The sequence below is a fragment of the Falsiroseomonas sp. HW251 genome, assembly GCF_050563545.1.
Taxonomy (GTDB): Bacteria; Pseudomonadota; Alphaproteobacteria; order Acetobacterales; family Acetobacteraceae; genus Falsiroseomonas.
Window position 1 is genome coordinate 154,996 of sequence record NZ_JBNXUM010000009.1, and the last position, 21,745, is coordinate 176,740.

General features: G+C 72.6%; 21 protein-coding genes. 15 read left to right on the forward strand and 6 right to left on the reverse strand.

Features of this window, described 5'->3' with window-relative positions:
- The first annotated feature begins 15 nt into the window (after window positions 1–15).
- The 8 genes from ACLF3M_RS13115 to ACLF3M_RS13150 all read left to right on the forward strand — a co-directional run bounded on the left by ACLF3M_RS13115 (window position 16) and on the right by ACLF3M_RS13150 (window position 6,730).
- Window positions 16–270, forward strand: coding sequence for a hypothetical protein (locus tag ACLF3M_RS13115; RefSeq protein WP_430657380.1), 255 nt, complete (start codon window positions 16–18; stop codon window positions 268–270).
- On the forward strand, window positions 267–551 hold the full coding sequence (locus ACLF3M_RS13120; RefSeq protein ID WP_430657381.1) for a type II toxin-antitoxin system RelE/ParE family toxin: 285 nt from the start codon (window positions 267–269) through the stop codon (window positions 549–551). Before ACLF3M_RS13115 ends, ACLF3M_RS13120 begins: the two co-directional genes overlap by 4 nt.
- Window positions 530–2,188, forward strand: coding sequence for a peptide ABC transporter substrate-binding protein (locus tag ACLF3M_RS13125; RefSeq protein ID WP_430657382.1), 1,659 nt, complete (start codon window positions 530–532; stop codon window positions 2,186–2,188). Before ACLF3M_RS13120 ends, ACLF3M_RS13125 begins: the two co-directional genes overlap by 22 nt.
- Entirely contained in the window at window positions 2,188–2,580 is a 393-nt protein-coding gene (locus ACLF3M_RS13130) for a VOC family protein (protein ID WP_430657383.1), read from the forward strand. Before ACLF3M_RS13125 ends, ACLF3M_RS13130 begins: the two co-directional genes overlap by 1 nt.
- A complete protein-coding gene (locus ACLF3M_RS13135) occupies window positions 2,577–3,515 on the forward strand; it encodes an ABC transporter permease (protein ID WP_430657384.1) in 939 nt (312 codons plus the stop codon). Before ACLF3M_RS13130 ends, ACLF3M_RS13135 begins: the two co-directional genes overlap by 4 nt.
- Before the next feature lie 132 nt (window positions 3,516–3,647).
- Window positions 3,648–4,469, forward strand: a complete 822-nt coding sequence (locus ACLF3M_RS13140) for an ABC transporter permease (protein WP_430657385.1) — start codon at window positions 3,648–3,650, stop codon at window positions 4,467–4,469.
- Between the two features lie 30 nt (window positions 4,470–4,499).
- Complete coding sequence (locus tag ACLF3M_RS13145; RefSeq protein WP_430657386.1) at window positions 4,500–5,696, forward strand: hypothetical protein; 1,197 nt, start codon at window positions 4,500–4,502, stop codon at window positions 5,694–5,696.
- A gap of 56 nt (window positions 5,697–5,752) precedes the next feature.
- Window positions 5,753–6,730 carry a Bug family tripartite tricarboxylate transporter substrate binding protein gene (locus tag ACLF3M_RS13150; protein WP_430657387.1) on the forward strand — a complete coding sequence of 326 codons (978 nt, stop codon included), beginning with the start codon at window positions 5,753–5,755 and terminating at the stop codon, window positions 6,728–6,730.
- 36 nt (window positions 6,731–6,766) lie between these two features.
- On the opposite strand, the gene ACLF3M_RS13155 is transcribed toward ACLF3M_RS13150, so the two are convergent.
- The 3 genes from ACLF3M_RS13155 to ACLF3M_RS13165 form a co-directional block, all read right to left on the reverse strand.
- The gene (locus ACLF3M_RS13155) at window positions 6,767–8,728 is read right to left on the reverse strand and encodes a PhoX family protein (protein WP_430657388.1); all 1,962 of its coding nucleotides are present in this window, start codon (window positions 8,726–8,728) and stop codon (window positions 6,767–6,769) included.
- Window positions 8,729–8,829: 101 nt separating this feature from the next.
- Window positions 8,830–10,350 carry a PhoX family protein gene (locus ACLF3M_RS13160; RefSeq protein WP_430657389.1) on the reverse strand — a complete coding sequence of 507 codons (1,521 nt, stop codon included), beginning with the start codon at window positions 10,348–10,350 and terminating at the stop codon, window positions 8,830–8,832.
- Window positions 10,347–12,653 (reverse strand): molybdopterin-dependent oxidoreductase, encoded by a 2,307-nt coding sequence (locus ACLF3M_RS13165; RefSeq protein ID WP_430657390.1) that lies wholly within the window; start codon window positions 12,651–12,653, stop codon window positions 10,347–10,349. The genes ACLF3M_RS13160 and ACLF3M_RS13165 overlap by 4 nt, the downstream gene beginning before the upstream one ends.
- Window positions 12,654–12,781: 128 nt before the next feature.
- On the opposite strand from ACLF3M_RS13165, the gene ACLF3M_RS13170 reads away from it, so the two are divergent.
- From ACLF3M_RS13170 to ACLF3M_RS13180, 3 genes are read left to right on the forward strand one after another with little or no spacing between them, the layout of a single operon-like run.
- Window positions 12,782–14,179, forward strand: a complete 1,398-nt coding sequence (locus ACLF3M_RS13170) for an aspartate aminotransferase family protein (protein ID WP_430657391.1) — start codon at window positions 12,782–12,784, stop codon at window positions 14,177–14,179.
- Between the two features lie 58 nt (window positions 14,180–14,237).
- Window positions 14,238–15,365, forward strand: a complete 1,128-nt coding sequence (locus ACLF3M_RS13175; RefSeq protein WP_430657392.1) for a glycosyltransferase 61 family protein — start codon at window positions 14,238–14,240, stop codon at window positions 15,363–15,365.
- A 56-nt stretch (window positions 15,366–15,421) separates the two neighbouring features.
- Window positions 15,422–16,567 carry a glycosyltransferase 61 family protein gene (locus tag ACLF3M_RS13180; RefSeq protein ID WP_430657393.1) on the forward strand — a complete coding sequence of 382 codons (1,146 nt, stop codon included), beginning with the start codon at window positions 15,422–15,424 and terminating at the stop codon, window positions 16,565–16,567.
- A 16-nt stretch (window positions 16,568–16,583) separates the two neighbouring features.
- On the opposite strand, the gene ACLF3M_RS13185 is transcribed toward ACLF3M_RS13180, so the two are convergent.
- Window positions 16,584–17,540, reverse strand: a complete 957-nt coding sequence (locus ACLF3M_RS13185) for a polyprenyl synthetase family protein (RefSeq protein ID WP_430657451.1) — start codon at window positions 17,538–17,540, stop codon at window positions 16,584–16,586.
- Between the two features lie 159 nt (window positions 17,541–17,699).
- Here ACLF3M_RS13185 and ACLF3M_RS13190 point away from each other — a divergent pair, with 159 nt between their 5' ends.
- Both ACLF3M_RS13190 and ACLF3M_RS13195 read left to right on the forward strand, forming a co-directional pair.
- The gene (locus ACLF3M_RS13190) at window positions 17,700–17,933 is read left to right on the forward strand and encodes a DUF2007 domain-containing protein (RefSeq protein WP_430657394.1); all 234 of its coding nucleotides are present in this window, start codon (window positions 17,700–17,702) and stop codon (window positions 17,931–17,933) included.
- Window positions 17,930–18,661, forward strand: a complete 732-nt coding sequence (locus tag ACLF3M_RS13195; RefSeq protein ID WP_430657395.1) for a tRNA1(Val) (adenine(37)-N6)-methyltransferase — start codon at window positions 17,930–17,932, stop codon at window positions 18,659–18,661. Before ACLF3M_RS13190 ends, ACLF3M_RS13195 begins: the two co-directional genes overlap by 4 nt.
- A gap of 4 nt (window positions 18,662–18,665) precedes the next feature.
- On the opposite strand, the gene ACLF3M_RS13200 is transcribed toward ACLF3M_RS13195, so the two are convergent.
- Window positions 18,666–18,947, reverse strand: coding sequence for a hypothetical protein (locus tag ACLF3M_RS13200; protein WP_430657396.1), 282 nt, complete (start codon window positions 18,945–18,947; stop codon window positions 18,666–18,668).
- 109 nt (window positions 18,948–19,056) lie between these two features.
- Window positions 19,057–19,770, reverse strand: a complete 714-nt coding sequence (locus ACLF3M_RS13205; protein WP_430657397.1) for an SCO family protein — start codon at window positions 19,768–19,770, stop codon at window positions 19,057–19,059.
- Window positions 19,771–19,834: 64 nt separating this feature from the next.
- Here ACLF3M_RS13205 and ACLF3M_RS13210 point away from each other — a divergent pair, with 64 nt between their 5' ends.
- Both ACLF3M_RS13210 and ACLF3M_RS13215 read left to right on the forward strand, forming a co-directional pair.
- Window positions 19,835–21,274, forward strand: coding sequence for an amidohydrolase family protein (locus tag ACLF3M_RS13210; RefSeq protein ID WP_430657398.1), 1,440 nt, complete (start codon window positions 19,835–19,837; stop codon window positions 21,272–21,274).
- A 60-nt stretch (window positions 21,275–21,334) separates the two neighbouring features.
- A complete protein-coding gene (locus ACLF3M_RS13215) occupies window positions 21,335–21,736 on the forward strand; it encodes a cupin domain-containing protein (RefSeq protein WP_430657399.1) in 402 nt (133 codons plus the stop codon).
- Window positions 21,737–21,745 lie beyond the last annotated feature (9 nt).

Below are 21,745 nucleotides of genomic sequence, written 5' to 3' on the forward strand. Positions count from 1 at the left end.
GGCGAAGGAGGCCTGATGACCACGCTCAACATCGACCTGCCGGACGGCGCGATGCGCGACCTGCGCCGTCTCGCAAAGGAGACCTCGACGACGGTCGAGGCGCTGGCCACCCACGCGATCCTTGGCCTGGTGGAACCCGACCCCGCGCTCGATGCGGCCATTGCCGAGGCCGAGGCCGAGGTTGCGGCCGGCCATGTCATCCCGGCCGAGGAGGTCTTCGCCGAACTCGACGCCATCGTAGCGGCGGCCCTGGCGCGGAAGGCACGTTGAGGCTGGTCTTCGCGCCATCGGCGCGGCGCGAGCTGGCGGACGCCTTGACCTACGTCGCGGCGGAGAACCCGGTCGCCGCGCAGAAGCTGAACAGCACCATCCAGGCGGCGATCGCCCGCATCCTCGCCTTTCCGAGCCTCGGCCCGCGGTTCGGTCGCGGCCAGCGCCGCGTCCCGGTCGGCGGCACGCCCTACCTGATCGTCTACCGCGCCACGCGCGAAACCGTGGTCATCCTCCGCGTCTGGCATGGAGCCCGCCAATGGCCGCCCGCTTCCTCCTGACGGCCTGCTCCCTCCTCGCCGCCACCCCCGCCCTCGCGCAGGCCCCCGCGCGCGAGCAGCTGACCGTCGGCATCACGCAATACCCCGCGACCTTCCACCCCAACATCGAATCCATGGCCGCCAAATCCTACGTGCTGGGTTTCGCGCGCCGGCCGCTGACGACCTACGACCCGGACTGGCAGCTCACCTGCATGGGCTGCGAGACGCTGCCCTCGCTCGACAACGGGCTCGCGCGGCTTGAGACGACGCCGGAGGGGCGCCCGGGCATCCGCGTGACCTGGCGCCTGCGCGAGGGCTGGCGCTGGGCCGACGGCACGCCCGTCTCCGCCGACGATATGCTCTTCGCCTGGCAGGCCGGGCGCGACTTCTCCACGGGCTTCGCCGGCACCGAGTTCTACCGCCAGGCCTATGAGGCCATCGTCGAGGACCCCCGCACCATCACGCTGCGCTTCGACCGCGTCACCTTCGAATATGCCTCCACCGGCGACTGGCAGCCCCTGCCCGCCCATATCGAGCGCCGCCGGTGGGAGGATGACCCGCGCGCCTATCGCAGCCGCAGCGCCTACGAGACCGAGCCGACCAACCCCGGCCTTTGGAACGGCCCTTACCGCATCGCCGCCGTGCAGCCCGGCGCCGGCGTCACGCTGGACCGCAACGCCGCCTGGAACGGCGCGGCACCCGCCTTCCGCCGCATCGCGATCCGCACCGTGGAGAACACCACCGCGCTGGAAGCGCAGCTTCTCGCGGGGCAGGTGGACATGATCGCGGGCGAGCTCGGCCTGCCGCTCGACCAGGCGAGCGCGCTTGAACGACGCGTCGGCAACCGCTTCCGCGTGGGCTATCGGCCCGGCCTGATCTACGAGCATCTCGACGTCAATCTCGATGTCGCGCCCTGGGGCGAGCTGAGCATGCGCCAGGCGCTGATCCTCTCGCTCGACCGCGCGCAGATCGTGCAGCGCCTGTTTGAAGGCCGGCAGCCCGTCGCGCATACCGGGATCAACCCGCTGGACTGGGTGAACGACCCCGCCGTGCGGCAATGGCCCTTCGACCTCGCCCGCGCCCGCGCCCTGCTGGAGGAGGCGGGCTGGCGCCCGGGCCCCGACGGCATCCGTCGCAACGCCGCCGGCGAGAGGCTTTCCATCGAGCTGATGACCACCGCCGGCAACCGCTCGCGCGAGGCGGTGCAGCAGGTCATCCAGGGCATGTGGCGCCAGGCCGGCATCGACACGCGGATAAGGAACGAGCCGCCGCGCGTGCTGTTCGGCGAGACGCTGCGCCGCCGCCGTTTCACGGCCGCGATGTATGCCTGGATCAGCGCACCGGAGAACGTGCCGCGCAGCACGCTGCATTCCGACGAGATCCCGCGCGCCGAGCGCAACTGGTCCGGCCAGAACGCGGTCGGCTTCCGCAACGCGGAGATGGACGCGCTGCTCGACGCCATCCCGGTCGAGCTCGACCGGGAGAAGCGCCGCCTGCTCTGGCACCGGCTGCAGGCGATCTATGCGGAGGAGCTGCCCTCCATCCCGCTCTGGTTCCGTTCCGACGCGCATGTATGGCCGGCCTGGCTCGACAATGTGCGCCCGACCGGCCACCTCGCGCCGAGCTCGCTCTGGGTGGAGGAGTGGCGGGTGCGCTGATGCTCGACCACGTCTCCATCGCGGTCACGGACATCCCGCGCGCGGCACGCTTCTACGACGCGGTGATGGCCGCGCTCGGCGTTCCCTGCGTCTGGCGCGAGGAGCGGGCGATCGGCTACGGGCGGCGCAACGGCGCGGCCGATGACGGCAACACCTATCTCACGATCCGCCACGGCGCCGCGCCGGCGGACGCGGCCTGTCACTGGTGCTTCCGCGCGCCGTCCCGCGCCGCGGTGCGCGCCTTCCACCAGGCAGGGCTGGAAAGCGGCGGGATCGATGACGGCGCGCCGGGCCTCAGGCCGCACTTCCACGCCGACTACTTCGCGGCCTTCCTGCGCGATCCCGACGGCAACCGGGTCGAGGCCGTCTGCCACCGCGCCGGCGAAGCATGATCCGGCTGGTCGGCGCGCGGCTGGTGCAGATCGCGGTCACCATGGCCGTGCTGTCCTTCCTGATGTTCCTGCTGATCGGGCTGATGCCGGGCGATCCGATCGACCTCGCCATCGCCGGCGATCCGAGGCTGACGGCGGCCGACGCGGCGCGGCTGCGCGCGCTGCATGGCCTCGACCAGCCGCTTCTCTCGCGCTACCTCGCCTGGGTCGCCGCGCTGCTGCAGGGCAGCTTCGGCTATTCGCGGCTCTTCGCGCAGCCGGTCGCCCAGGTCATCGCGCCGGCGCTGGCCTCGACGCTGGTGCTGCTCGGCGCGGCGCTGGTGCTGGCGGCCCTGCTCGGCATCGGCCTCGGCCTGCTGGCCGCGGCGCGGCCTCGCTACGCGCCGGCGGTGGATGCGATCGCGATCCTCGGCCAGTCCGCGCCGTCCTTCTGGCTCGGCATCCTGTTGATCATCCTGTTTGCCGTGACACTGGGCTGGCTGCCCGCGGGCGGCGCGGCGGAGGGCGGCTGGCTCGACGCGGCGCGGCACCTCGTGCTGCCCGTCGCGACGCTCGCCATCGCCAATCTCGCGGCCTATGCGCGGCACAGCGCCGCGGCGACGGCCACGGCGCTGCGCGAGCCCTGGATCACCGCCGCGCGCGCCCGCGGCAACGGCGAGGCGCGGCTGCTGCTGCGCCACGCCTTCCCCAACGCCGCCGTGCCGGTGCTGCAGGTCGCGGCGCTGGATGCCGGCGCGCTGGTCGGTGGCGCGGTCATCACCGAGACGCTCTTCGCGCGCCCCGGCATGGGCAAGCTGATCTACGACGCGGTGATGGGCAACGACACCAACCTGGCGCTCATCGCGCTGCTGCTGGTCGCGCTGGTGACGATGCTGGCAACGCTGGCGGCCGACGTTGCGCAGCGCGCGATCGATCCGCGGATGGGGGATGGATGAGGTGGTGAAGAAGCCCCCTCCCCACCCCTGCCCCGCAACAGCGCGGGAGGGAGCGTTCCCCGCAACGCGCCTGCTTCTCCCTCCTCCGCAGTTGCGGGGGAGGGCGGGGAGGGCGCCAGCGCGCCAGCCACCATGCGACTGACGCTCGGCCTCCTCATCCTCGCGACACTTGCGTTGGGCGCCCTCCTCGCGCCCTTCGCGCAGGCCTGGCTCGGCCACGACCCCTTCTCCCCCGACCTGTTCAGCCGCCACGAGGCGATGAGCGCCGCGCATCCCCTCGGCACGGACGAGCTCGGCCGCGACCTGCTGCTGCGGCTGCTCTACGGCGCGCGAGTCTCGCTCGCCGTCGGGCTTGCGACGGCGCTCGCGGCGGCGGTGCTGGGGACAGCGATCGGGCTGCTCGCGGCCTGGCGCGGTGGCGTGCCGGACGCGGCGCTGATGCGGCTGGCCGACGGCATGCTCGCGCTGCCGGCACTGCCTGTGCTGATCATCCTCGCCGCCGCGGACACCGGCCGCATCGGCCTGCCCCGGGGCGAGCCGCTGTCGGACGTGGTGCGGATCGTCGCCATCCTCACGGTCTTCGGCTGGGTCGGCGTCGCGCGCCTGGCGCGCGCCGCGGCGCTGTCGGTCCTCGCGCGCGAGTATGTCCGTGCCGCGCGGGCGCTCGGCGCCTCCGAAACCCGCGTGCTGCTGCGCCATGTCGCGCCGAACGTCGCGGCCCCCGTCGCGGTCGCGACCGCGCTCGCCGTCGCCGGCGCGATCCTGGCGGAGAGTACGCTGTCCTTCCTCGGCCTCGGCATCGCGCCGCCCATGGCGAGCTGGGGCAACATGCTGTCCAACGCGCAGGAGCTGGTGTTCAGCGCGCCGCTCGCCGCGATCTGGCCGGGGTTCGCGATCCTGTTGGCCGTCGCGGGCTGTACCCTGGTCGCGGACGGGCTGCGCGCGCATCGCTGACGCGCTACAGTCCGTGCGGGAGAAAACGCGATGAAGCGAATCGGGACCCATGAAGTCGGACGCATCCGCACGACCCACACCGGCAGCCTGCCGCGCCCGCGCGCGCTGACGCGCCTCTACGCCCGCCGCCAGCGCGGGGAGGCGGTGGACGGGGGGGAGCTGCACGCCGCTGCCCGCGCCGCCGTCCAGGCCATCGTGCCGAAGCAGTGCGAGGCCGGCATCGACATCCCGAACGACGGCGAGCAGGGCCGCGAATCCTTCGTGCTCTATCTCCGCGACCGCCTGACCGGCCTCGGCGGCAGCCGCCAGCGCGGGCTGTTCCAGGACGTCGCGCGCTATCCCGAGTTCCAGGAAGACCTCCGCGCGAGCTTCGCAGGCAAGGAGACCGCGACCGTCACCGCGCATCTCCCCTCCGCGGTCGCGGAGGTCCGCTACATCGGCCAGGCCGCGATGGCAGCGGAATGCGCTGAATTCCGCGCCGCGCTCGACGCCGCCGGCGCGACCGGCGAGGCCTTCCTGGCAGCGCCCTCGCCGGGCATCGTCGCCGCGGTGGTGCGGAACGAGCACTACGACAGCGACGACGCCTATCTCGACGCGCTCGCCGCCGCGCTGCGCCATGAATACCGCGCCATCGTCGAGGCCGGCTTCACCCTGCAGCTCGATTGCCCCGACCTGGCGCTGGAGCGCCACGGCGCCTGGCAGGACCGGCCGCTGTCGGACTTCCTGGATTTCTGCGGGCGCGTGGTCGCCGCCATCAACCGCGCGATCGAGGGCCTGCCGAAGCACCGCATCCGCCTGCATGTCTGCTGGGGCAACTACGAGGCGCCACATGACTGCGACGTGCCCTTCGAGGATATCTGGCCGGTGATCCGCGCTGCCCGCGTCGGTGCCTTCGTCCTGCCGTTCGCCAATCCGCGCCATGCGCATGAGCATCGGGTGTTCCAGCGGATGCCGCTGGCTGACGACCAGTCCCTCGTCGCCGGCGTCATCGACACCACGACCAACTACGTCGAGCACCCCGAGGTGGTCGCGGAACGGCTGGAACGAATCGCGCAGTCCATCGGTGGCGCGTCTCGCCTTCTCGCCGGCACGGATTGCGGCTTCGACACCTCCGCCGGGCGCGGGCGCGTCTCCTCCGACGTGGTCTGGGCCAAGCTGCGCAGCCTGGCGGAAGGCGCGCGGCTTGCTTCCGACAGGCTTGCAGCATCCCGGCTTTCCGGGGCCTGATCGCGATGTGCTGGCTGTGCTCTCTGCCGGGACGACAACGACACGGGAGGAAATCCATGAAGCGCCGCACGCTGCTCGCAGCCTCTGCCACGCTGGCCGCGCCGGGGATCGCGCGGGCCCAGGCACCGTCCTGGCCTGGCAACCGGCAGGTGCGCATCCTCATTACCTATCCCCCCGGCGGGACCAGCGACTTCGTCGCGCGGGTCTACGCCACGCAGCTCGCGCAGCAGACCGGCGGCAGCTTCGTCGTGGACAACCGATCGGGCGGCGGCGGCGTGGTCGGCTGGACCAACGTCGTGCGGTCGGCGAATGACGGCACGACGCTGCTGCTGACGGACAACTCGCTGGCGACCGCGCCGCCGCTCTACCCCAGTCTCGGCTTCGACATCCGCACGGATTTCACGCCGATCTCGCTGCTGGTTGACTACCCCACGGTCTTCGTCGTGCCGGCGGCAAGCCCCGCGCGGAGCCTGCGCGATTATGTCGAGATGGTGCGCGGCAAGCCCGCGGATGCGAATTTCTACGGCTCGATGGGCGCGGGATCCTCGCCGCATCTCTACACGGAATATCTCCAGGACATCGCGGGCATCCGCATGACGCACGTCCCCTATCGCGGCATGGGGCCGGCCTTCGCCGACCTGCTGGCGGGGCGCGTCGGGCTGCTGATCGCCGCACCCGCGACCGTGATGGGCGCCGTGCAGGATGGCCGCGCGCGCGCCATCGCGATCGGCACCACCGGCGGGCGCATCCCGCTGCTGCCCGACGTGCCGACCGCGAAGGAGCAGGGCTTCGATTTCGCCTATTCCTTCTGGTACGGCATGCTCGGCCCGCGCGGCATGGACGCCGGCCTGGTCGCGCGCATCAAGGAGGAATGCGACAAGGTCCTCGCCACGCCGGAGGTGCGCGACCGCTTCGTGCAACAGGGCGCAACACCGGTCGCCGGCGACGCCGCCGCGCTGCGGGCCGTGATGGACAGCGACCTCGACCGCTGGAGCGAGGTGATCCGCGCCAAGGGGATCACCATCCAGAACTGAGGCGAAGGGCGCCGCGACGCGGCGGCGCCCACCAACTCAGGTCCCGATCGTGCCGCCGTCGCGCTTGACGATGGCGATCACCGAAGGTCGCGGCGGCTCACCATCCTTGAAATCCGGCCAGCGCGTGGACGGCCGCTCGAAGGTGGATCCGTCATCCTCGCCGGGATGCTGGATGGCGAGGAACAGCGTGCGGTCGTCCGGCGTGAAGCGCGGGCCGCACACCTCTGCCCCGGTCGGCGCCTGGAAGAAGCGGCGGGTCAGCGCGCGCCCATGGCCCGAGGTGTCGGCCGCCCAGATGCCGTCGGCAACGCCTGCATTGTCGGGCGCGCCGTCCGTCGCGATCCAGATCCGGCCCTTGCTGTCGAAGGCGACGTTGTCGGGGCAGGACAGCCAGCCATTGTCGCTGGTCGCTCGGTGATAGCGCGCGCCGGCATCCTGGCCGGGCTTGCCCGCGAGCAGGAAGACGTCCCACCGCGCTTCCGTCGCGGCGTGATCCACGCGGTCCGTCCCGGCGCCGGGCGGAATCACCTCCACGATATGGCCATGGACGTTGTTGGCGCGCGGATTGGCGGGGCCGACCTGTTGCGCGGTGCGCCGGTTGTTGTTGGTCAGCATGACATAGACGCGGCCGTTCACCGGGTTCGTCTCGACATCCTCGGGCCGATCCATCGGCGTCGCGCCCAGCAGGTCGGCGGCGCGACGCGCCTCGATCACCACGTCGCCCTGGCTGCGGAAGCCGTTGGCCTCGGTCAGCGGGCCCTGGCCATGCACCAGCGGCAGCCAGTGCATGCGGCCCTGCTCCTCGAATTTGGCGACATACAGCGTACCCTCGTCCAGCAGGTCGCGGTCCGCCGCGCGGTCGTTCGGGTTCCAGGGGCGCGCGGTGACGAACTTGTAGAGATACTCGAAGCGCTCGTCGTCGCCGGAATAGAAGGCGACGCGGCCATCCGCGCTGACGGCATGCGTCGCGCCCTCATGCTTGAAGCGGCCGAGGGCGGTGCGCTTCACCGGCACGGAGTTCGGGTCGTAGGGATCGTACTCGACGATCCAGCCGAAGCGATTCGGCTCGTTCGGTTCGCGGTCCAGGTTGAAGCGGTCGAAGTAGCGGCCCCAGGCATAGGTCGCGTCGCGCACCACGCCGTAGCGGCGGTAGGAAGCGGCCTGCGTCCCGCTCTCGGCCGCGGCGCCGCCGAAGTAGTTGTTGAAGTTCTCCTCCGCCGTGATGACGGTGCCCCATGGCGTGTTGCCGCCGGCGCAATTGTTGAGCGTGCCGAGCACGCGGGTCCCCGTGGGATCGGCATTGGTCTTCAGCCGGTCATGGCCCGCGGCAGGACCGCTGACGCGCATCGGCGTGTTCATCGTGATGCGCCGGTTCATCGCGCCGTCTGGCACGGCGCGCCAGGTGTTGCCTTCCTTGCGCACCTCGACCACCGACATGCCATGCGCCTCGATCTCGACCGCCGCCTGGTCGCGCGTGGTGCGGCCGCGCGCGGCGCGGCCCTCGCCGATGCCGGCGAACATCAGGTTGGTGTTGGTGTATTCGTGATTCACGCAGAGCAGCCCGTGTTCGCTGCTGGTGCTGCCGGCCGGCAGCGGGAAATAGTCGAGGTAGTCGCAATTGTAGCCGAATTGCCGTGCCTGCGCCGCCGCGGTCTGGTTGAGCGGGTCAAAGGCCGGCGCCTCGGCCAGCACCGGATCGCCCCAGCGGATCACCATCTGCACGTCGTAGCCCTCCGCCACCCCATGCGTCTGGCTGAGGCCCTGCGGCACCTCCTGGAAGGTCAGGGTGGAGGGCCCGCCCTGGGCCGGCACGGCGAGCTGCGCCGCCGCCTCTCCGACCAGCGCCTCGCTGAGGGCCGCGGCGGCGCCGACGCCGGCAATGCCGCGCAACGCGGCGCGGCGCGTCAGGCGTGCTTCGATCAGTTCGCCGATCGGGCGGTCGGGCGCAGGATTGCTGCCGATGTCCTCGAGCTCGATCTCTTCAGGCACTGACGTCATTGCAACCGTCCCGGCGACACTATGTTCGACGGGTCCCAGCAGACAATCGCGCCGGCGCTGCGTCAACGCACACTGTGCTACAGGTGCATGTCGAAAGCACGTCAGCCCCCGACCGGCGCCCCGCCGCGCGACAGCGCGACCAGCGTCGTGCGCGGCGGCAGCGCGGCGTCGAAGGCCGGCCAGCGCGTGGCGGGGTTGGCGTAGCTCGCCCCCGGCGCCGCGCCGGGATGGCGCACCATCGCCAGCACCGTCTCGGCGCCCGGTGTCGGCACCGCGCCGCCGATCGCGGCCGCGCGCGGCGCCGCATAGGCCGGCAGCACCACGCCGCGCCCCGGCCCATCCAGGTCGCAGGCGAAGACCGCATCGGCCTGCTGCCCGACCTGCCCGCCCTGGTCCGTCCCGATCCAGGCCCGCCCGCGCGCATCCACCGCGACGGTCGCGGGGTTGCGCGGCAGCGCGCCCGGCGGCTGGTCGCGGCCGTATCGGCCGCCCTGCGCGACCTCGCCCGCGACGAACAGCACGCGCGATTCCCATTGCGCCGCCGCGGGATCGCCCTGCAGGTCGAGCACCTGGCCCGCGACGCGCGCATCGCCGCGGCAGGCCAGCAGCACGCGCGCGCTGCGCGGATCGCGCGCCAGGCCGAAGGGCGCATCCAGCCGCGACGCGCCGAGCGCCTGCGCCGCCGAAGCGGGGTCCGTCGCGGCGCCCGCGGGCAGCGCCTCCCAGCGCAGCGTCTCGCCGCCGAGGCGCGCGACCGAGAGCCTGCCGTCGTCCAGCGCGTCCGGCTCACTCGCCGGCTTCGCGCTGACGAAGCGGTAGAGGAAGCCGCCCGGCCGCCCATCCGCCATCAGCACCACCGCACGCCCTTCGCTGGCCTGCAGCGCCAGCGTGGCGACGGCGCCGATGCGCCCGAGCGCGCTTCGCTTCACCGGCACCGAGCCCGGGTCCAGCGGGTCGAACTCCACCGCCCAGCCGTAGCCCGCGGCTTCCGTCCAGCGCGGATCGAGGCCGCGCAGTCGGTCCAGCCAGACCGTCGGATCGCCCTCGCTCAGCAGCAGGCTGCCCCAGGGCGTCGCGCAGCCGCCCTGTGGCGCGAGGATGCCCTGCACCGCCGGGGCCGTCGCCGCCGGCCCCTGCCAGCGGCAGAGCGTGTCGGCATCGAGCCGCCGGCTCTGGAAGCCGCCATCCACGATGACCCAGCGCTCGCCGGTCTTCTCGAGGTTCAGGATGGACGCGCCCTGCATCGCCGCGGCGACGGCCGGCCGGTCGCGCACGCCGGGCCAGGCCATGGCGGGATCCACCGTGGGGTGCACGACCGCCAGCACCAGGCGCGGCACGCCGTCGGCGGCGGGCGGCGGTTCGACCAGGCCGGCGATGCGCGCATCCCAGCCGAACTGCGCGCCGGCGGCCTGCGGGTTGGGCTCGCGCGGGGTCCATTCCGGCGCATCGGGCAGCACGCGGTCGCCCCAGCGGATCAGCACCTCGCGCCGCAGCCCCGGCGCGATCCAGTCGTCAGGCCTGACCGGCAGCGGCGTCGGGCGCAGGTCGAGCGTCGTGATCTGCGCGCGCGCCGGCGCTGCGGCCAGCGCGGCCGCGGCCAGCACGGCGCGGCGGCGGATCACGGCGCGGCGGCGCCGGGCGGCGGCGCGTGCACGGTCACCGGCGGCGGCTCGCCCGGCCAGCGCTCGATCTCGACCAGGCAGGATTGCGCCGCCGATCCCTGGCCAAGCCGCGAGGTCCCGACATCCTGCGTCAGCACATTCGCATTGCCATGCGCGCAGGGTGCGTCGGTCGCCCCGGGCACGGTCGGGTTCCACCAGGCGCCGGTCGCCATGGCGACGACGCCGCGGCGCAGCCCGTCGGTCACGCGCAGCCCCGCGCAGACCGCGCCACGGTCGTTGAAGATGCGGACAAGGTCGCCGTCCCGCAGCCCGCGCGAAGCGGCGTCGTCGGGGTGCATCAGGACGGGCTCGCGCCCCTGGACACGGTTTGCCGCGGCGACGCGCCCGGTGTCGAGCTGGCTGTGCAGCCGCGTCGCGGGCTGGAAGGACAGCAGGTGCAGGGGGAAGCGCTTCGCCAGCTCGCCGCCCAGCCATTCGCGCGGCTCGCGCCAGGCGGGATGGCCGGCGACCTCCTCATAGCCGAAGCGGGCGATGGTCTCGGAGAAGATCTCGACCTTGCCCGAGGGCGTGTTGAGCGGGTTGGCCCGCGGGTCGGCGCGGAAATCCGCGAACTGGGTGTAGGGCACGGCGGGAGCCCGGATCTCGACATATCCCTGGTCCCAGAACTCGGCGAAATCCGGCACCTCGATGCCCTGCGCGGCGCAGGCCTGGCGCCAGCGGCCAAAGAGGTGTTGCAGCCAGGCCATCTCGTCTCGCTGTTCGGTGAAGGCGGCACGGTAGCCCAGCGCGTCGGCGATGTCGGCGAGGATGTCGGCGTCGTTGCGGGCCTGGCCGACCGGCGCGATGGCCTGGTGCATGGCGCGCACGAAGCGGTCGCGCGAGCTGCTGGCGATGTCGTTGCGCTCCAGCGTCGTCGTCGCGGGCAGCACGATGTCGGCATGGCGGGCGACGGCGGTCCACCAGGGCTCGGACACCACGATGGTCTCCGCGCGGTTCCAGGCGCGCAGCAGGCGGTTGAGATCCTGGTGGTGGTGGAAGGGATTGCCGCCGGCCCACCAGATCATCCGGATATCGGGCAGCGTCAGGTCGCGGCCGTTGTACTGCAGCATCCCGCCGGGCCGCTCGAAGAGTTCCGTCACGCGCGCGACAGGGATGTAGGCGCCGACCGGATTCCTCACCGGCACGCCGCCGACGCTCGGGACATCCTGCCGCGGCGTGCCCATGCCGTTCTGCGATCCGTAGCCGAAGCCCACACCCTGCCCCGGCTTGCCGATGGTGCCGAGCATCGCGGCAAGCGCCACCAGCGCCCACCAGGGCTGCTCGCCATGCTCGGCGCGCTGGAGTGACCAGGTCGCGGTCATCATCGTCGGCACGGACGCGGCTTCCAGCGCCAGCCGACGGATGGTCGCGGCGGGCACGTCGGTCAGCGCCTCGGCCCATTCGGGGGTCTTGGCGACGCCGTCGAACTGGCCACGGAGGTAGTCCGCGAAGGGCTCGAACCCGACGGCGCAGCGCGCGAGGAAGTCGCGATCCTCCCTGCCCGATTCCAGGATCACGAAGGCCATCGCGAGCATCATCGCAGCGTCGCTGTTCGGGCGGATCGGCACCCATTCCGCGCCGAGGAATTCCGCCGTGTCGCCGCGGAAGGGCGAGACGTTGACGAAACGCAGCCCCGCCGCGACGGCGGCCTTCATCTGCGGCACGTATTCATGCGCGCCGGCGCCGCCGCTCGTCACCAGCCCGTTCTTCAGCGGCAGCCCGCCGAAGCAGATCATCAGCTTCGCATGCGCCCGGATCGCCGCCCAATCCGTCACCGCTCCCGCCACCACGTCGTTGGTGCCGAGGACATGCGGCATCAGCGTCATGCCCGCGCCGAAGGAGTAGTTCGTCACCTGCGCCGTGAAGCCGCCGCCGAGGCCGAGGAACCGGTGCAGCTGGGTCCGCGCGTGGTGATAGCGTCCGGCGGAGGACCAGCCATAGCTGCCGCCGAAGACCGAGGGGTGCCCGTGTTCCCCGCGGATGCGCGCCGTCTCCTCGGCCACCATGCGGACCGCCTGGTCCCAAGATACCGGCACGAAAGGGTCGCCGCCGCGCGAAGACCCGCGCCGCCCGCCCTTCAGCCAGCCCTCGCGCACATAGGGCCGGTCGATCCGCGCCGCGCTGTGCACGGCGTCGGGGATGGAGGCGAGCAGCGTCCCCGGGAAGGGGTCGCGCGCGAAGGGCCGCACGGCGGTCAGGCGCCCGCCTTCCACCACGGCCTCGAAGGGGCCGAAATGCGATCCGTGCGGCTTGATCTCGGTCATCGGGGTCTCCTCGGCCGGCGCAATCTGGCCTCGGCGGGGCGGCGGGGCAACCTTCGCGCGAGCCGGATGACGCGGGCTCGCGGTCGTTCTAGCATCGCGCCGCGACCCGCCGAGGAAGAGCCAACGACATGACCCCGCCCCGCAATTCGAACGCCGCCCGCGACATCGCCAACGTCCTGCACCCCTACACCGACTTCCGCGCCCACATGAAGAACGGCCCGCTGGTCATCACCCGCGGCGAGGGCGTGAAGGTCTGGGACGACCAGGGCAAGGAATACATCGAGGCCGTGGCGGGCCTCTGGTGCGCCTCGCTCGGCTTCGACAGCAAGCGCCTGGCGGAAGCGGCCTATGAGCAGATGAAGAAGCTGCCCTTCTACCACGCCTTCACCGCCAAGTCGCATGAGCCGCTGATCGACCTGTCGGAAATGCTGATCGAGCGCGCACCGGTGCCGATGTCGAAGGTCTTCTATGCCAATAGCGGGTCGGAGGCGAACGACACCGCGATCAAGATGATCTGGTACGTCAACAACGCGCTCGGCCGGCCGAACAAGAAGAAGATCATCAGCCGCCTGAAGGCCTATCACGGCATCACGATCGCGTCGGGCTCGCTGACCGGCCTGCCGGCGAACCACCGCATGTTCGACCTGCCTGTCTCCGACCGCTTCATCCATGTCTCGACGCCGCACCACTACCACGGCGCCAATCCCGGCGAGTCCGAGGAAGCCTTCGCCGCGCGGCTCGCCGAGGAACTCGACCAGGTCATCCAGCGCGAGGGGCCCGAGACCGTCGCCGCCTTCTTCGCCGAGCCCGTGATGGGCGCGGGCGGCGTGATGGTCCCGCCCGCCACCTATTTCGAGAAGATCCAGGCGGTGCTGAAGAAGCACGACGTGATGTTCGTCGCGGACGAGGTGATCTGCGGCTTCGGGCGCACCGGCAACTACTGGGGCAGCCAGACCTATTCGATCACGCCCGACATCATCACCTGCGCCAAGGCGCTCTCGGCCTCCTTCCTGCCGATCAGCGCCATCATCATCAACGAGCGTGTCTTCGAAGGGCTCGCGGAAGGCGCGTCCACCATCGGCACCTGGGGCCACGGCTTCACCTATTCCGGCCATCCCGTACCGGCAGCCGTCGCGGTGGAGACGCTGAAGATCTACGACGAGATCGACATCACCGGCCATGTCCGCAAGACGGGCCCGCATCTGCAGAAGCGCCTGCGCGAGCGTTTCGCCGACCACCCGCTGGTCGGCGAGGTCCGCGGCGTCGGCCTGGTCGGGGCGATCGAACTCGTCGCGGACAAGAAGACGCACAAGAACTTCGACCCGTCGCTCAAGATCGGCCCGCGCCTGACCAAGCTCGGCGAGGCCGAGGGCGTGATCCTGCGCGGGCTCGCCAACGACACCGTCGCCTTCTCGCCGCCGCTGATCATGAAGACGGACGAGATCGACGAGATGGTGGAGCGCACGGGCCGCGCGCTGGACGCACTCGCGGTCCAGCTCCGGCGCGAGAGCATTGCCGTCGTCTGACCCGGCGCCGGGGCGGCCGGGCGCCCGCGCGCGGGCCCGGCTCCCCACCCTGGTCGGGTTGCGCAACGCGCTCGTCCTGCCCTCCTCCGGACGCGGCCGCGGGCCGGAGGGGTGGCTGGTGGATGGCGGCGTCTATGGCCCCCGCGGCCGGGAGATCCGCATCGCCCGCCCCGCCTTCGAGAAGGCGGCATGCAGCCAGCCGCCGGCGCTGCGCCGGGACGATCTCCGGCCCCGCCGCGGCCGCTGGCTCTTCGGTGGCTGGCTGCAGCCGATTTTCGGCCATTACCTCGTCTTCTCCATGGGCCATCTCTGGCCGCTCGCCGCGCCGGGCGCCAACTACACCGGCGTGGTGTTCCAGGGCCTGACCGGCCCCGACCTGCTGGAACGCGATCACGCGCTGCGCGCGCTGCTCGCCTGCCTCGGCATTGGCACGCGCATCCCCGCGATCGTCGCGAAGGAGCCGATGCGCTTCGCCCACCTCACCATCGGGGAGCCCATGCGGCTCGGCCGGCCCGCCGCGCCGGCCCGGGACGCGGCTTTCATGGCGCTGATGCGCGCACTCGCGGCCTCCGCGCCGGCCGATGATGGCCTCGTGCTGCGCGGCGTCTACGTCTCGCGCAGCCGGCTCTCGAACAAGGGCGGCTTCGTGCTGGAGAGCGTGCTGGAGGAGAACCTGGCCGCCGAGGGCTACGCGATCCTGCACCCCGAGCGCCTTTCCATCCCCGACCAGTTCGCGGTCTACCGCGCCGCGCGCCGCGTGATCTTCGCCGAGGGCACGGCGCTGCACCTCGCGATCGGGGCGCTCGATCCCGACATCCCGGTCGGGGTGATCGCGCGGCGCCGGCCGATGATCCCGGCGATGCGCTACTACCTCGAAGGCGCGGGCATGCGCCGGGCCGCCTGCGTGGACGCGATCCGCAGCGTCGTCACCTATGGCGACGGCGACCGCAGCGTCGGCGGCGCGCTCGCCAACGGCCTCGCCGTGCTGGACTTCGAGGCGCTGCGCGACGGGCTCGTCGCGGCGGGGCTGTGCCGCGGCACGGGCTGGCGCATCCCGACGCCAGCGGAGGTCGAGGCCGAAATCGCCCGGGCGGTCGAGGAACGCCAAAAGGTCTGGCGGAAGCAGCGCGTGGCGGAGATCGCGATCAACGACTTCTTCCCGCCCCCGACTGCCGCCCCGGGATGACGGCGCCCGCCTCGCGTTGATATAGCCCGCGGGACCGAGGGGGGCAGGCGCGTCCGATGCCGTCGCTGCGCTGGATCGAGAACGCGCTGGTGCAGCCCTGCTCCGGCACCGGGCCGCGCGGCCAGGGCTGGGTGCAGGATGGCGGCATCTACGACGCGGAAGGCCGCTACGTCCCGGAAGCCGCCCATGCCGGCGAGCGCATCCTGGCGCTCGCGCCCGCGCTGCTGCGGCGCGACGACCTGGCCCCGCGCCCCGGGCGCTTCCTGTTCGGGGGATGGGTGCACGCGCATTTCGGCCACCACCTCGTCAACTGCATGGGCCGGCTCTGGCCGCTGCCCGACCTTGCGGACGGGCTCGACGGCGTCGTCTTCCAGCTGCTGCGCGCCACGCCCGGGCGCGGCAATCCGCTCCGCAGCAGGCCCTTCCTGGCCGGCATCCTGCAGAGCCTCGGCATCGGGCCGCGCCTGAAGCCGGTCTTCGTGCAGGCGCCCGCGCGCTTCGCCGCGCTCGCCGTGCCCGATCACCTCCAGCTCGGCATGCCGGGCGCGCCGCCCGGGGACGACGCCGCCTTCCTGCGCCTGATGCGCGGCATGCGCCGCTCGCCGGCCGTCGGCGACGGCCTCTCCTGCCCCGGCCTCTATGTCTCGCGCCGGCGGCTCGAGCCGTTCCGCGGCGGCATCCTGTTCGAGGAGGTGCTGGAGGAGAACCTGGCCGCCGAGGGCTACGCCGTCATGTACCCCGAGCGCCTGACGGTGCCGCAGCAGCTCATGCTGTACGCCGGCGCGCGGCGCCTGGTCTTCGCGGAGGGCTCAGCGCTGCACCTCGCGATCGGCTGCCTGGAGGAGGACGACCGCGTCGCCGTCATCGCGCGGCGCCGCCCGCTCACCACGCCCGCGCGCCGCTACCTCGACGCGTCGGGCGTGCGGCATGTGGCCGTCGTGCAGGCGATCCGCGGCGCAGTGACCTTCACGGAGCGGGGCCGCCTGGTCACCGGCTCGACCTATCGCGGGCTGGCCGTGCCGGACCTTGCCGCCGTGCGCGACCAGCTCGTCGCGGCGGGGATGTGTCGCGGCCTGGACTGGCGCATTCCGGCGGAGGCGGAGGTCAATGCGCGCATCTCGGCGACGATCTCGGACCGCCAGGCACAATGGCCGGGCCGCGAGATCGGCTTCGTCGCCTACCGCGACGAGGCCGCGGGCTGAGCCCGCGGCGCGCGCCTCAGCGCGCCCGGCTGATGCAGAACTCCACGGTCCCCGCGAGCGCGCGCTTCTCCGCCCCGTCCGGGAAGGCGTCGAGCGCCGCCAGCGCCTTCGCGCCGTAGTCGCGCGCGCGGGCGACGGTGTCGGCGAAGGCGCGGTGCTTCTGCATCAGCGCGATCGCGGTGCCGAGGTCGGCCCCTTCCTGGTCCTTGTCCTCGATCGTGCGGCGCCAGAAGCCGCGCTCCGCCTCGTCGCCGCGGGCGAAGGCCAGCAGCACGGGCAGCGTGATCTTGCCCTCGCGGAAATCGTCGCCGACGGTCTTGCCGAGCCGCTCCTGCTCCGCCGAGTAGTCCAGCGCGTCGTCCACCAGCTGGAAGGCGACGCCGAGGTTGTGGCCATAGGCGCGCAGCGCGGCCTGGCGCGCGGCGTCGCAGCCCGCGACCACCGCGCCGACCTCGGTCGCCGCGGCGAACAGCGCGGCGGTCTTGCCCTCGATCACCTGCAGATAGGCTTCCTCGGTGGACGACGTGTCGTTCTGGATCACGAGTTGCAGGACCTCGCCCTCCGCGATCACCGCGGAAGCCTGCGACAGGATCCGCAGCACCTCGAGCGAGCCGTCCCTGACCATCAGCAGGAAGGCGCGGGCGAACAGGAAGTCGCCGACGAGGACCGAGGGCTTGTTGCCGAACAGCGCATTCGCGCTGGCCTGGCCGCGGCGCAGCGCGCTCTCGTCCACGACGTCGTCATGCAGCAGCGTCGCGGTGTGGATGAACTCGACGCAGGCGGCCAGCCCGACATGACGATCCCCGCGGTATCCCGCCATGCGCGCGGCGGCGAGCGTCAGCAGCGGCCGCAGCCGCTTGCCGCCGGCGGCGACGATATGCGCGGCGAGCTGGGGGATCAGCGCCACCTCGCTCTGCATGTTCTCGACGATCAGGCGGTTGCAGGCCTCGAGGTCGTCGCGCACCAGCGCCATCAGCGCGGCCAGCGCGTCCTCACCCGTGTCCGTCCCCTTCTGGGCTTCGCTCGACGGCACGGGCAGATCCACGCTCTCTTGACCTCGGTCTTTGCGGCGGCAACCTAGCCCCCGCCCCAAGGGGGGGCAAGCACGCGGGCGGCGCCGCCGCCCCCGCAGATGGGACGTTTGCCAGGCCTGTCCATGCGCGTCCTGCTGACCACCACCGACCCGGTCCGGCTGAGCTTCCTGGTGGCGCTGCTGCGCGACGGCGGCTGCGCGCCGGTGGTCCTCGACTCTGCGATCAGCGCGCTGGAAGGCGGGATCGGCGCCTTCCCCCGCCGCCTGGCCGTGCCGGAGGAGGAGGCCGGACAGGCGCTGCGCGTGCTGCGCGAGGCCGGCGAGACGTGGTGACGGAAGACACGCTGCTCGGCGGGCGGGTGCGGCTGCGCCAGCCCGCGCGGGGGCTGCGCGCCGGCCACGACGCCGTGCTGCTCGCGGCCGCGGTGCCGGCCAGGCCGGGCGAGCGCGTGCTGGAACTCGGCTGCGGCACCGGCGCGGCCTTCCTGTGCCTGGCTGCCCGCGTGCCCGGGGTCAGCGTGGTCGCGGTGGAGCGCGAGCCCGCTCTGGCCGCTCTCGCGCGGGAGAATGCAGCGCTGAACGGGCTCGCCGATCGCGTCGAGGTCATCGAGGGCGACGTCGCCGACCCCGCGCTGCACCGCGCACTGCCGCGCTGCGCCCACGGCTTCGCCAACCCGCCCTTCTGGGATGGAGGCACGCCGCCGCCCGAGGCGATCCGCCGCGCCGCCACGCACGGCGAGGGCACGCAGGGCGAGGCCACGCTGGCGGATTGGGCTTCCTGCCTCGCCGCGATCGCGCATCGCGGCAGCGCGACGCTGGTCCTTCCCGCCGCGCGCTTTGCCGATGGGCTCGCCGCGCTCGCCGGCGCGGGCTTCGGCAGCCCGGCGCTGCTGCCGCTCTGGCCGCGGGCTGGTGTCGCGGCGAAGCGCGTGCTGCTGGCGGCGCGGCGGGGCGGCAAGGGGCCGGGGCGGGTGCTGCCCGGCCTGACGCTGCACGAGGGCGACGGCCCCGGCACCGCGGCCGAGGCGATCCTGCGGGACGGCGCGGCCCTCCCGGTTTGAGAAGCTACCGCTCGTTCGCCTCGGGGTGGCGCAGCAGCCACAGCCGCTCATGCGCGGCGACCAGGCTCTCCATGTTCTTCCGGCGGTTCACGTCGGGCGAGACGGGGCGGCGCGTCAGCATCATCTCGAGGATGCGCAGCAGTTCCTCCGCCACCTCGTAGTCGCCCTGGTCGCAGGCGTGGTGAAAGGCAATCAGGATCTTGTCGGAGAGCCGGCGCGTGTGCCGCGGCGGTGGCGCGGACGAGCGCGAGTCACGCCCGGGCAGGTCCGCATCCTCTTCGGCCATCGATCTCGCGACTCCCCTCGGCCCCGCCGAACCGGCGGGCACGCTCCCACACGCCAAGCTTACCCGTCCGGGACGGGTTCCGGAACCCTTCACCGCAGCACGGGGCCGATCAGCCCCCGCGAAGCTGCCCGCGGACCGCCTGCGCGATCGCCTCCGGCGGGGTTTCCGGGCGGAACAGGGCCCGCACCCGGCCATCCGGCCCGACGAGGTAGATGAACGAAGAGTGATCCATGAGGTACTGGCTCATGTCCGGCCGATTCACCTTGGCGTAGTAGACGCGATAGGCGCGCGCCGCCGCCGCGACCTGCTCCGGCGTGCCGGTCAGCCCGACCAGGGCGGGGTGGAAGCGCGAGACATAGTCCGCAAGCTGCGCCGGCGTGTCGCGCTCCGGGTCCACCGAGACGAAGACCGGCGTGACGCGGGCGGCCGCCGGCCCCAGCTCGTCCATCGCGGTCGCGATGACGCCGAGCTCCGTCGGGCAGACATCGGGGCAGTAGGAATAGCCGAAGAAGAGCAGCAGGAAGCGGCCGGCGAAGCTCTGCTCCGTCACCGGCCGGCCTTCGTGGTTCACCAGGCTGAACGGCCCGCCGAGCACCATGCCCTGCGGCAGCTGCACGCCGCCCGCCGAGGGCAGCGCGCCGTCCTGGCCCGTCACGGCGGCCAGGCGCCGGGCGAAGGAATCGGCCAGCGTCTCGCCGGCGTCCCGGCCGAGCCAGGCCCAGCTCCAGATCCCGCCGAGGACCAGGATCAGCAGCAGCGAGAGGAGGCGGATGGCCTTGAGCATGGTGCGCTGCCCATAGACCCCGGTGCGGGCCGCGTCCATCGCGCGGGCCTTGACCCTGCAACCGTTTGCACCGACAAGCCGGAAACCCCGGAGGAGAACGACCATGACGGACCGCTCCGCACGCCGCGACCTGCTCGCGGGCTCGGCGCTCGCCGCGCTGGCCACCGCCCTGCCCCGCCAGGCCGCCGCGCAGCCCGCCGCGCCGGGCCGGCCGATCCTGATCCGCGGCGCGCATGTGCTCTCCATGGATGGCGCCATCGGAGACCTGCCGCGCGGCGACGTGCTGATCGAGGGCGGCGCGATCCGCGCGGTGGCGCCCGGCATCCAGGCCGAGGGCGCGCTGGTGATCGACGGCACCGGCCGCATTGCCATGCCGGGTTTCGTCAACGGCCACATCCACCTCGCGCAGACCATGCAGCGCGGCCTGTCCGCGGACCATTCCTTCGTCACCTATTTCCAGCAGATCGTGCTGCGCCATTCCAACCGCATGACGGCGGCCGATGTGCGGCTCGCCGACGAGGCCGGCGCGCTCGAGCAGATCGCCGCCGGCACCACGACGCTGCTGGACTGGTCGCGCGAGACCGTCTCGCCCGAGCATGCCGACGCCGCGATCGAGGCGCTGGACGCGTCGGGCGTGCGCGCGATCCTGGCCTACACCACGCCGCCGGTTCCGCAGGGCGGGGATGCCCAGGCCATCAATGGCCGCATGACGGCGCATGCGCGCGCGCTGCTCGGCGGGCGGCTGCCGGCCCGCGTCGCGCTCTGGACCTGCCTGCAGGGGCCGGACTTCGTGCCGCTCGAGCCCGCCATCGCCGACATGCGGCGGCTCGCGGAGCTCGGCGTGCCCATCGCGATCCACACCGGCGCCTTCCACTACGCCAACCGCAAGCCGCGGCTTCTCGCGCAGCTCGATGCCGCGGGGCTGCTGACGGACCGCCTGCAGATCGTCCACGCCAACAACCACGAGGAGGACGAGTATCGCCTCGCCGCGGCGAAGGGCGTGATGATGTGCTCGACGCCGGAGGTGGAACTCCGCATGGGCCACGGCCAGCCCGCGGCCTTCAAGGCGGCGGCGGCGGGGATGCGGGTCAGCTTCGGCACCGACATCCCCTCCATGGTGGGCGGCGGCATGATCCCGCAGCTCCGCGTCGCGCATGCGGCCGAGCTGTTCCGCGCCAACATGGCCGGCGTCGCCGCGAACGGGCAGGTGCCGCCCGCGCCGGCGGTGACGGCGAAGCGCATGATCGAGCTCGGCACGATAGAGGGCGCGAAGGGCATCGGGCTCGACCGCGTCACCGGCAGCCTGACGCCGGGCAAGCGGGCCGACGTCATCCTGCTGCGCACGGACAGCCCGGCCACTGCGCCGCTGAGCGATCCCTATGGCCTGGTGCTGCTGCAGGCCGGCGCGGGCGACATAGACACCGTCATCGTGGACGGCGTGATCCGCAAGCAGGACGGGCGGCTGGCGGCGCCGAACGCCGCCCAGGTCTTCGCGCGGCTGCAGGCGCGGGCGGAGGAGATGGCGGCGGCGGCGCGCAACTGACGCTTTTCCCGGCGCCGCGGACTCCCTAGGCTTCGGCCGCCACTCGAAGGAGGAAATCTCTTGCTCTCACGCCGCAAGCTCTTCGCGGGCTGCGCCATCTGCGCCGCCACGGGCCTGGTGGCCACGGACGCCACGGCGCAGGCGCCGGCCGCCACGCGGACCATCCTGCAGAGCATCGACATGCCCGGCACCAACCTGGTCACGCACAACGTCATGCTGGAGATGGCGCCCGGCGCGATGAACCCGCGCCACACCCATCCCGGCGTGACGCTCGCCTACATCATCGCAGGCGACCTCGAGCTCACCTTGCCGACGGGGAAGGTGCCGGCGCGTCCCGGCGAGAGCTTCCAGATCGCGCCTGACGTGCCGCACACCGAACTCGCCGGCCCGAACGGCGCGCGCGTGCTGGTCACCTTCACGATCGAGAAGGGCAAGCCGCTGGTGGTGCCGGCGCCGGGCTGACGGCGGGCA

Coding starts and splice junctions, on each gene's coding strand:
- ACLF3M_RS13130 (WP_430657383.1), top strand. CDS start 2,188: ATGCTCGACCACGTCTCCATCGCGGTCACGGACATCCCGCGCGCGGCA.
- ACLF3M_RS13140 (WP_430657385.1), top strand. CDS start 3,648: ATGCGACTGACGCTCGGCCTCCTCATCCTCGCGACACTTGCGTTGGGC.
- ACLF3M_RS13210 (WP_430657398.1), top strand. CDS start 19,835: ATGACGGACCGCTCCGCACGCCGCGACCTGCTCGCGGGCTCGGCGCTC.
- ACLF3M_RS13190 (WP_430657394.1), top strand. CDS start 17,700: ATGGGACGTTTGCCAGGCCTGTCCATGCGCGTCCTGCTGACCACCACC.
- ACLF3M_RS13170 (WP_430657391.1), top strand. CDS start 12,782: ATGACCCCGCCCCGCAATTCGAACGCCGCCCGCGACATCGCCAACGTC.
- ACLF3M_RS13135 (WP_430657384.1), top strand. CDS start 2,577: ATGATCCGGCTGGTCGGCGCGCGGCTGGTGCAGATCGCGGTCACCATG.
- ACLF3M_RS13205 (WP_430657397.1), bottom strand. CDS start 19,770: ATGGACGCGGCCCGCACCGGGGTCTATGGGCAGCGCACCATGCTCAAG.
- ACLF3M_RS13155 (WP_430657388.1), bottom strand. CDS start 8,728: ATGACGTCAGTGCCTGAAGAGATCGAGCTCGAGGACATCGGCAGCAAT.
- ACLF3M_RS13180 (WP_430657393.1), top strand. CDS start 15,422: ATGCCGTCGCTGCGCTGGATCGAGAACGCGCTGGTGCAGCCCTGCTCC.
- ACLF3M_RS13165 (WP_430657390.1), bottom strand. CDS start 12,653: ATGACCGAGATCAAGCCGCACGGATCGCATTTCGGCCCCTTCGAGGCC.
- ACLF3M_RS13145 (WP_430657386.1), top strand. CDS start 4,500: ATGAAGCGAATCGGGACCCATGAAGTCGGACGCATCCGCACGACCCAC.
- ACLF3M_RS13150 (WP_430657387.1), top strand. CDS start 5,753: ATGAAGCGCCGCACGCTGCTCGCAGCCTCTGCCACGCTGGCCGCGCCG.
- ACLF3M_RS13115 (WP_430657380.1), top strand. CDS start 16: ATGACCACGCTCAACATCGACCTGCCGGACGGCGCGATGCGCGACCTG.
- ACLF3M_RS13125 (WP_430657382.1), top strand. CDS start 530: ATGGCCGCCCGCTTCCTCCTGACGGCCTGCTCCCTCCTCGCCGCCACC.
- ACLF3M_RS13185 (WP_430657451.1), bottom strand. CDS start 17,540: ATGGCGCTGGTGCGCGACGACCTCGAGGCCTGCAACCGCCTGATCGTC.
- ACLF3M_RS13200 (WP_430657396.1), bottom strand. CDS start 18,947: ATGGCCGAAGAGGATGCGGACCTGCCCGGGCGTGACTCGCGCTCGTCC.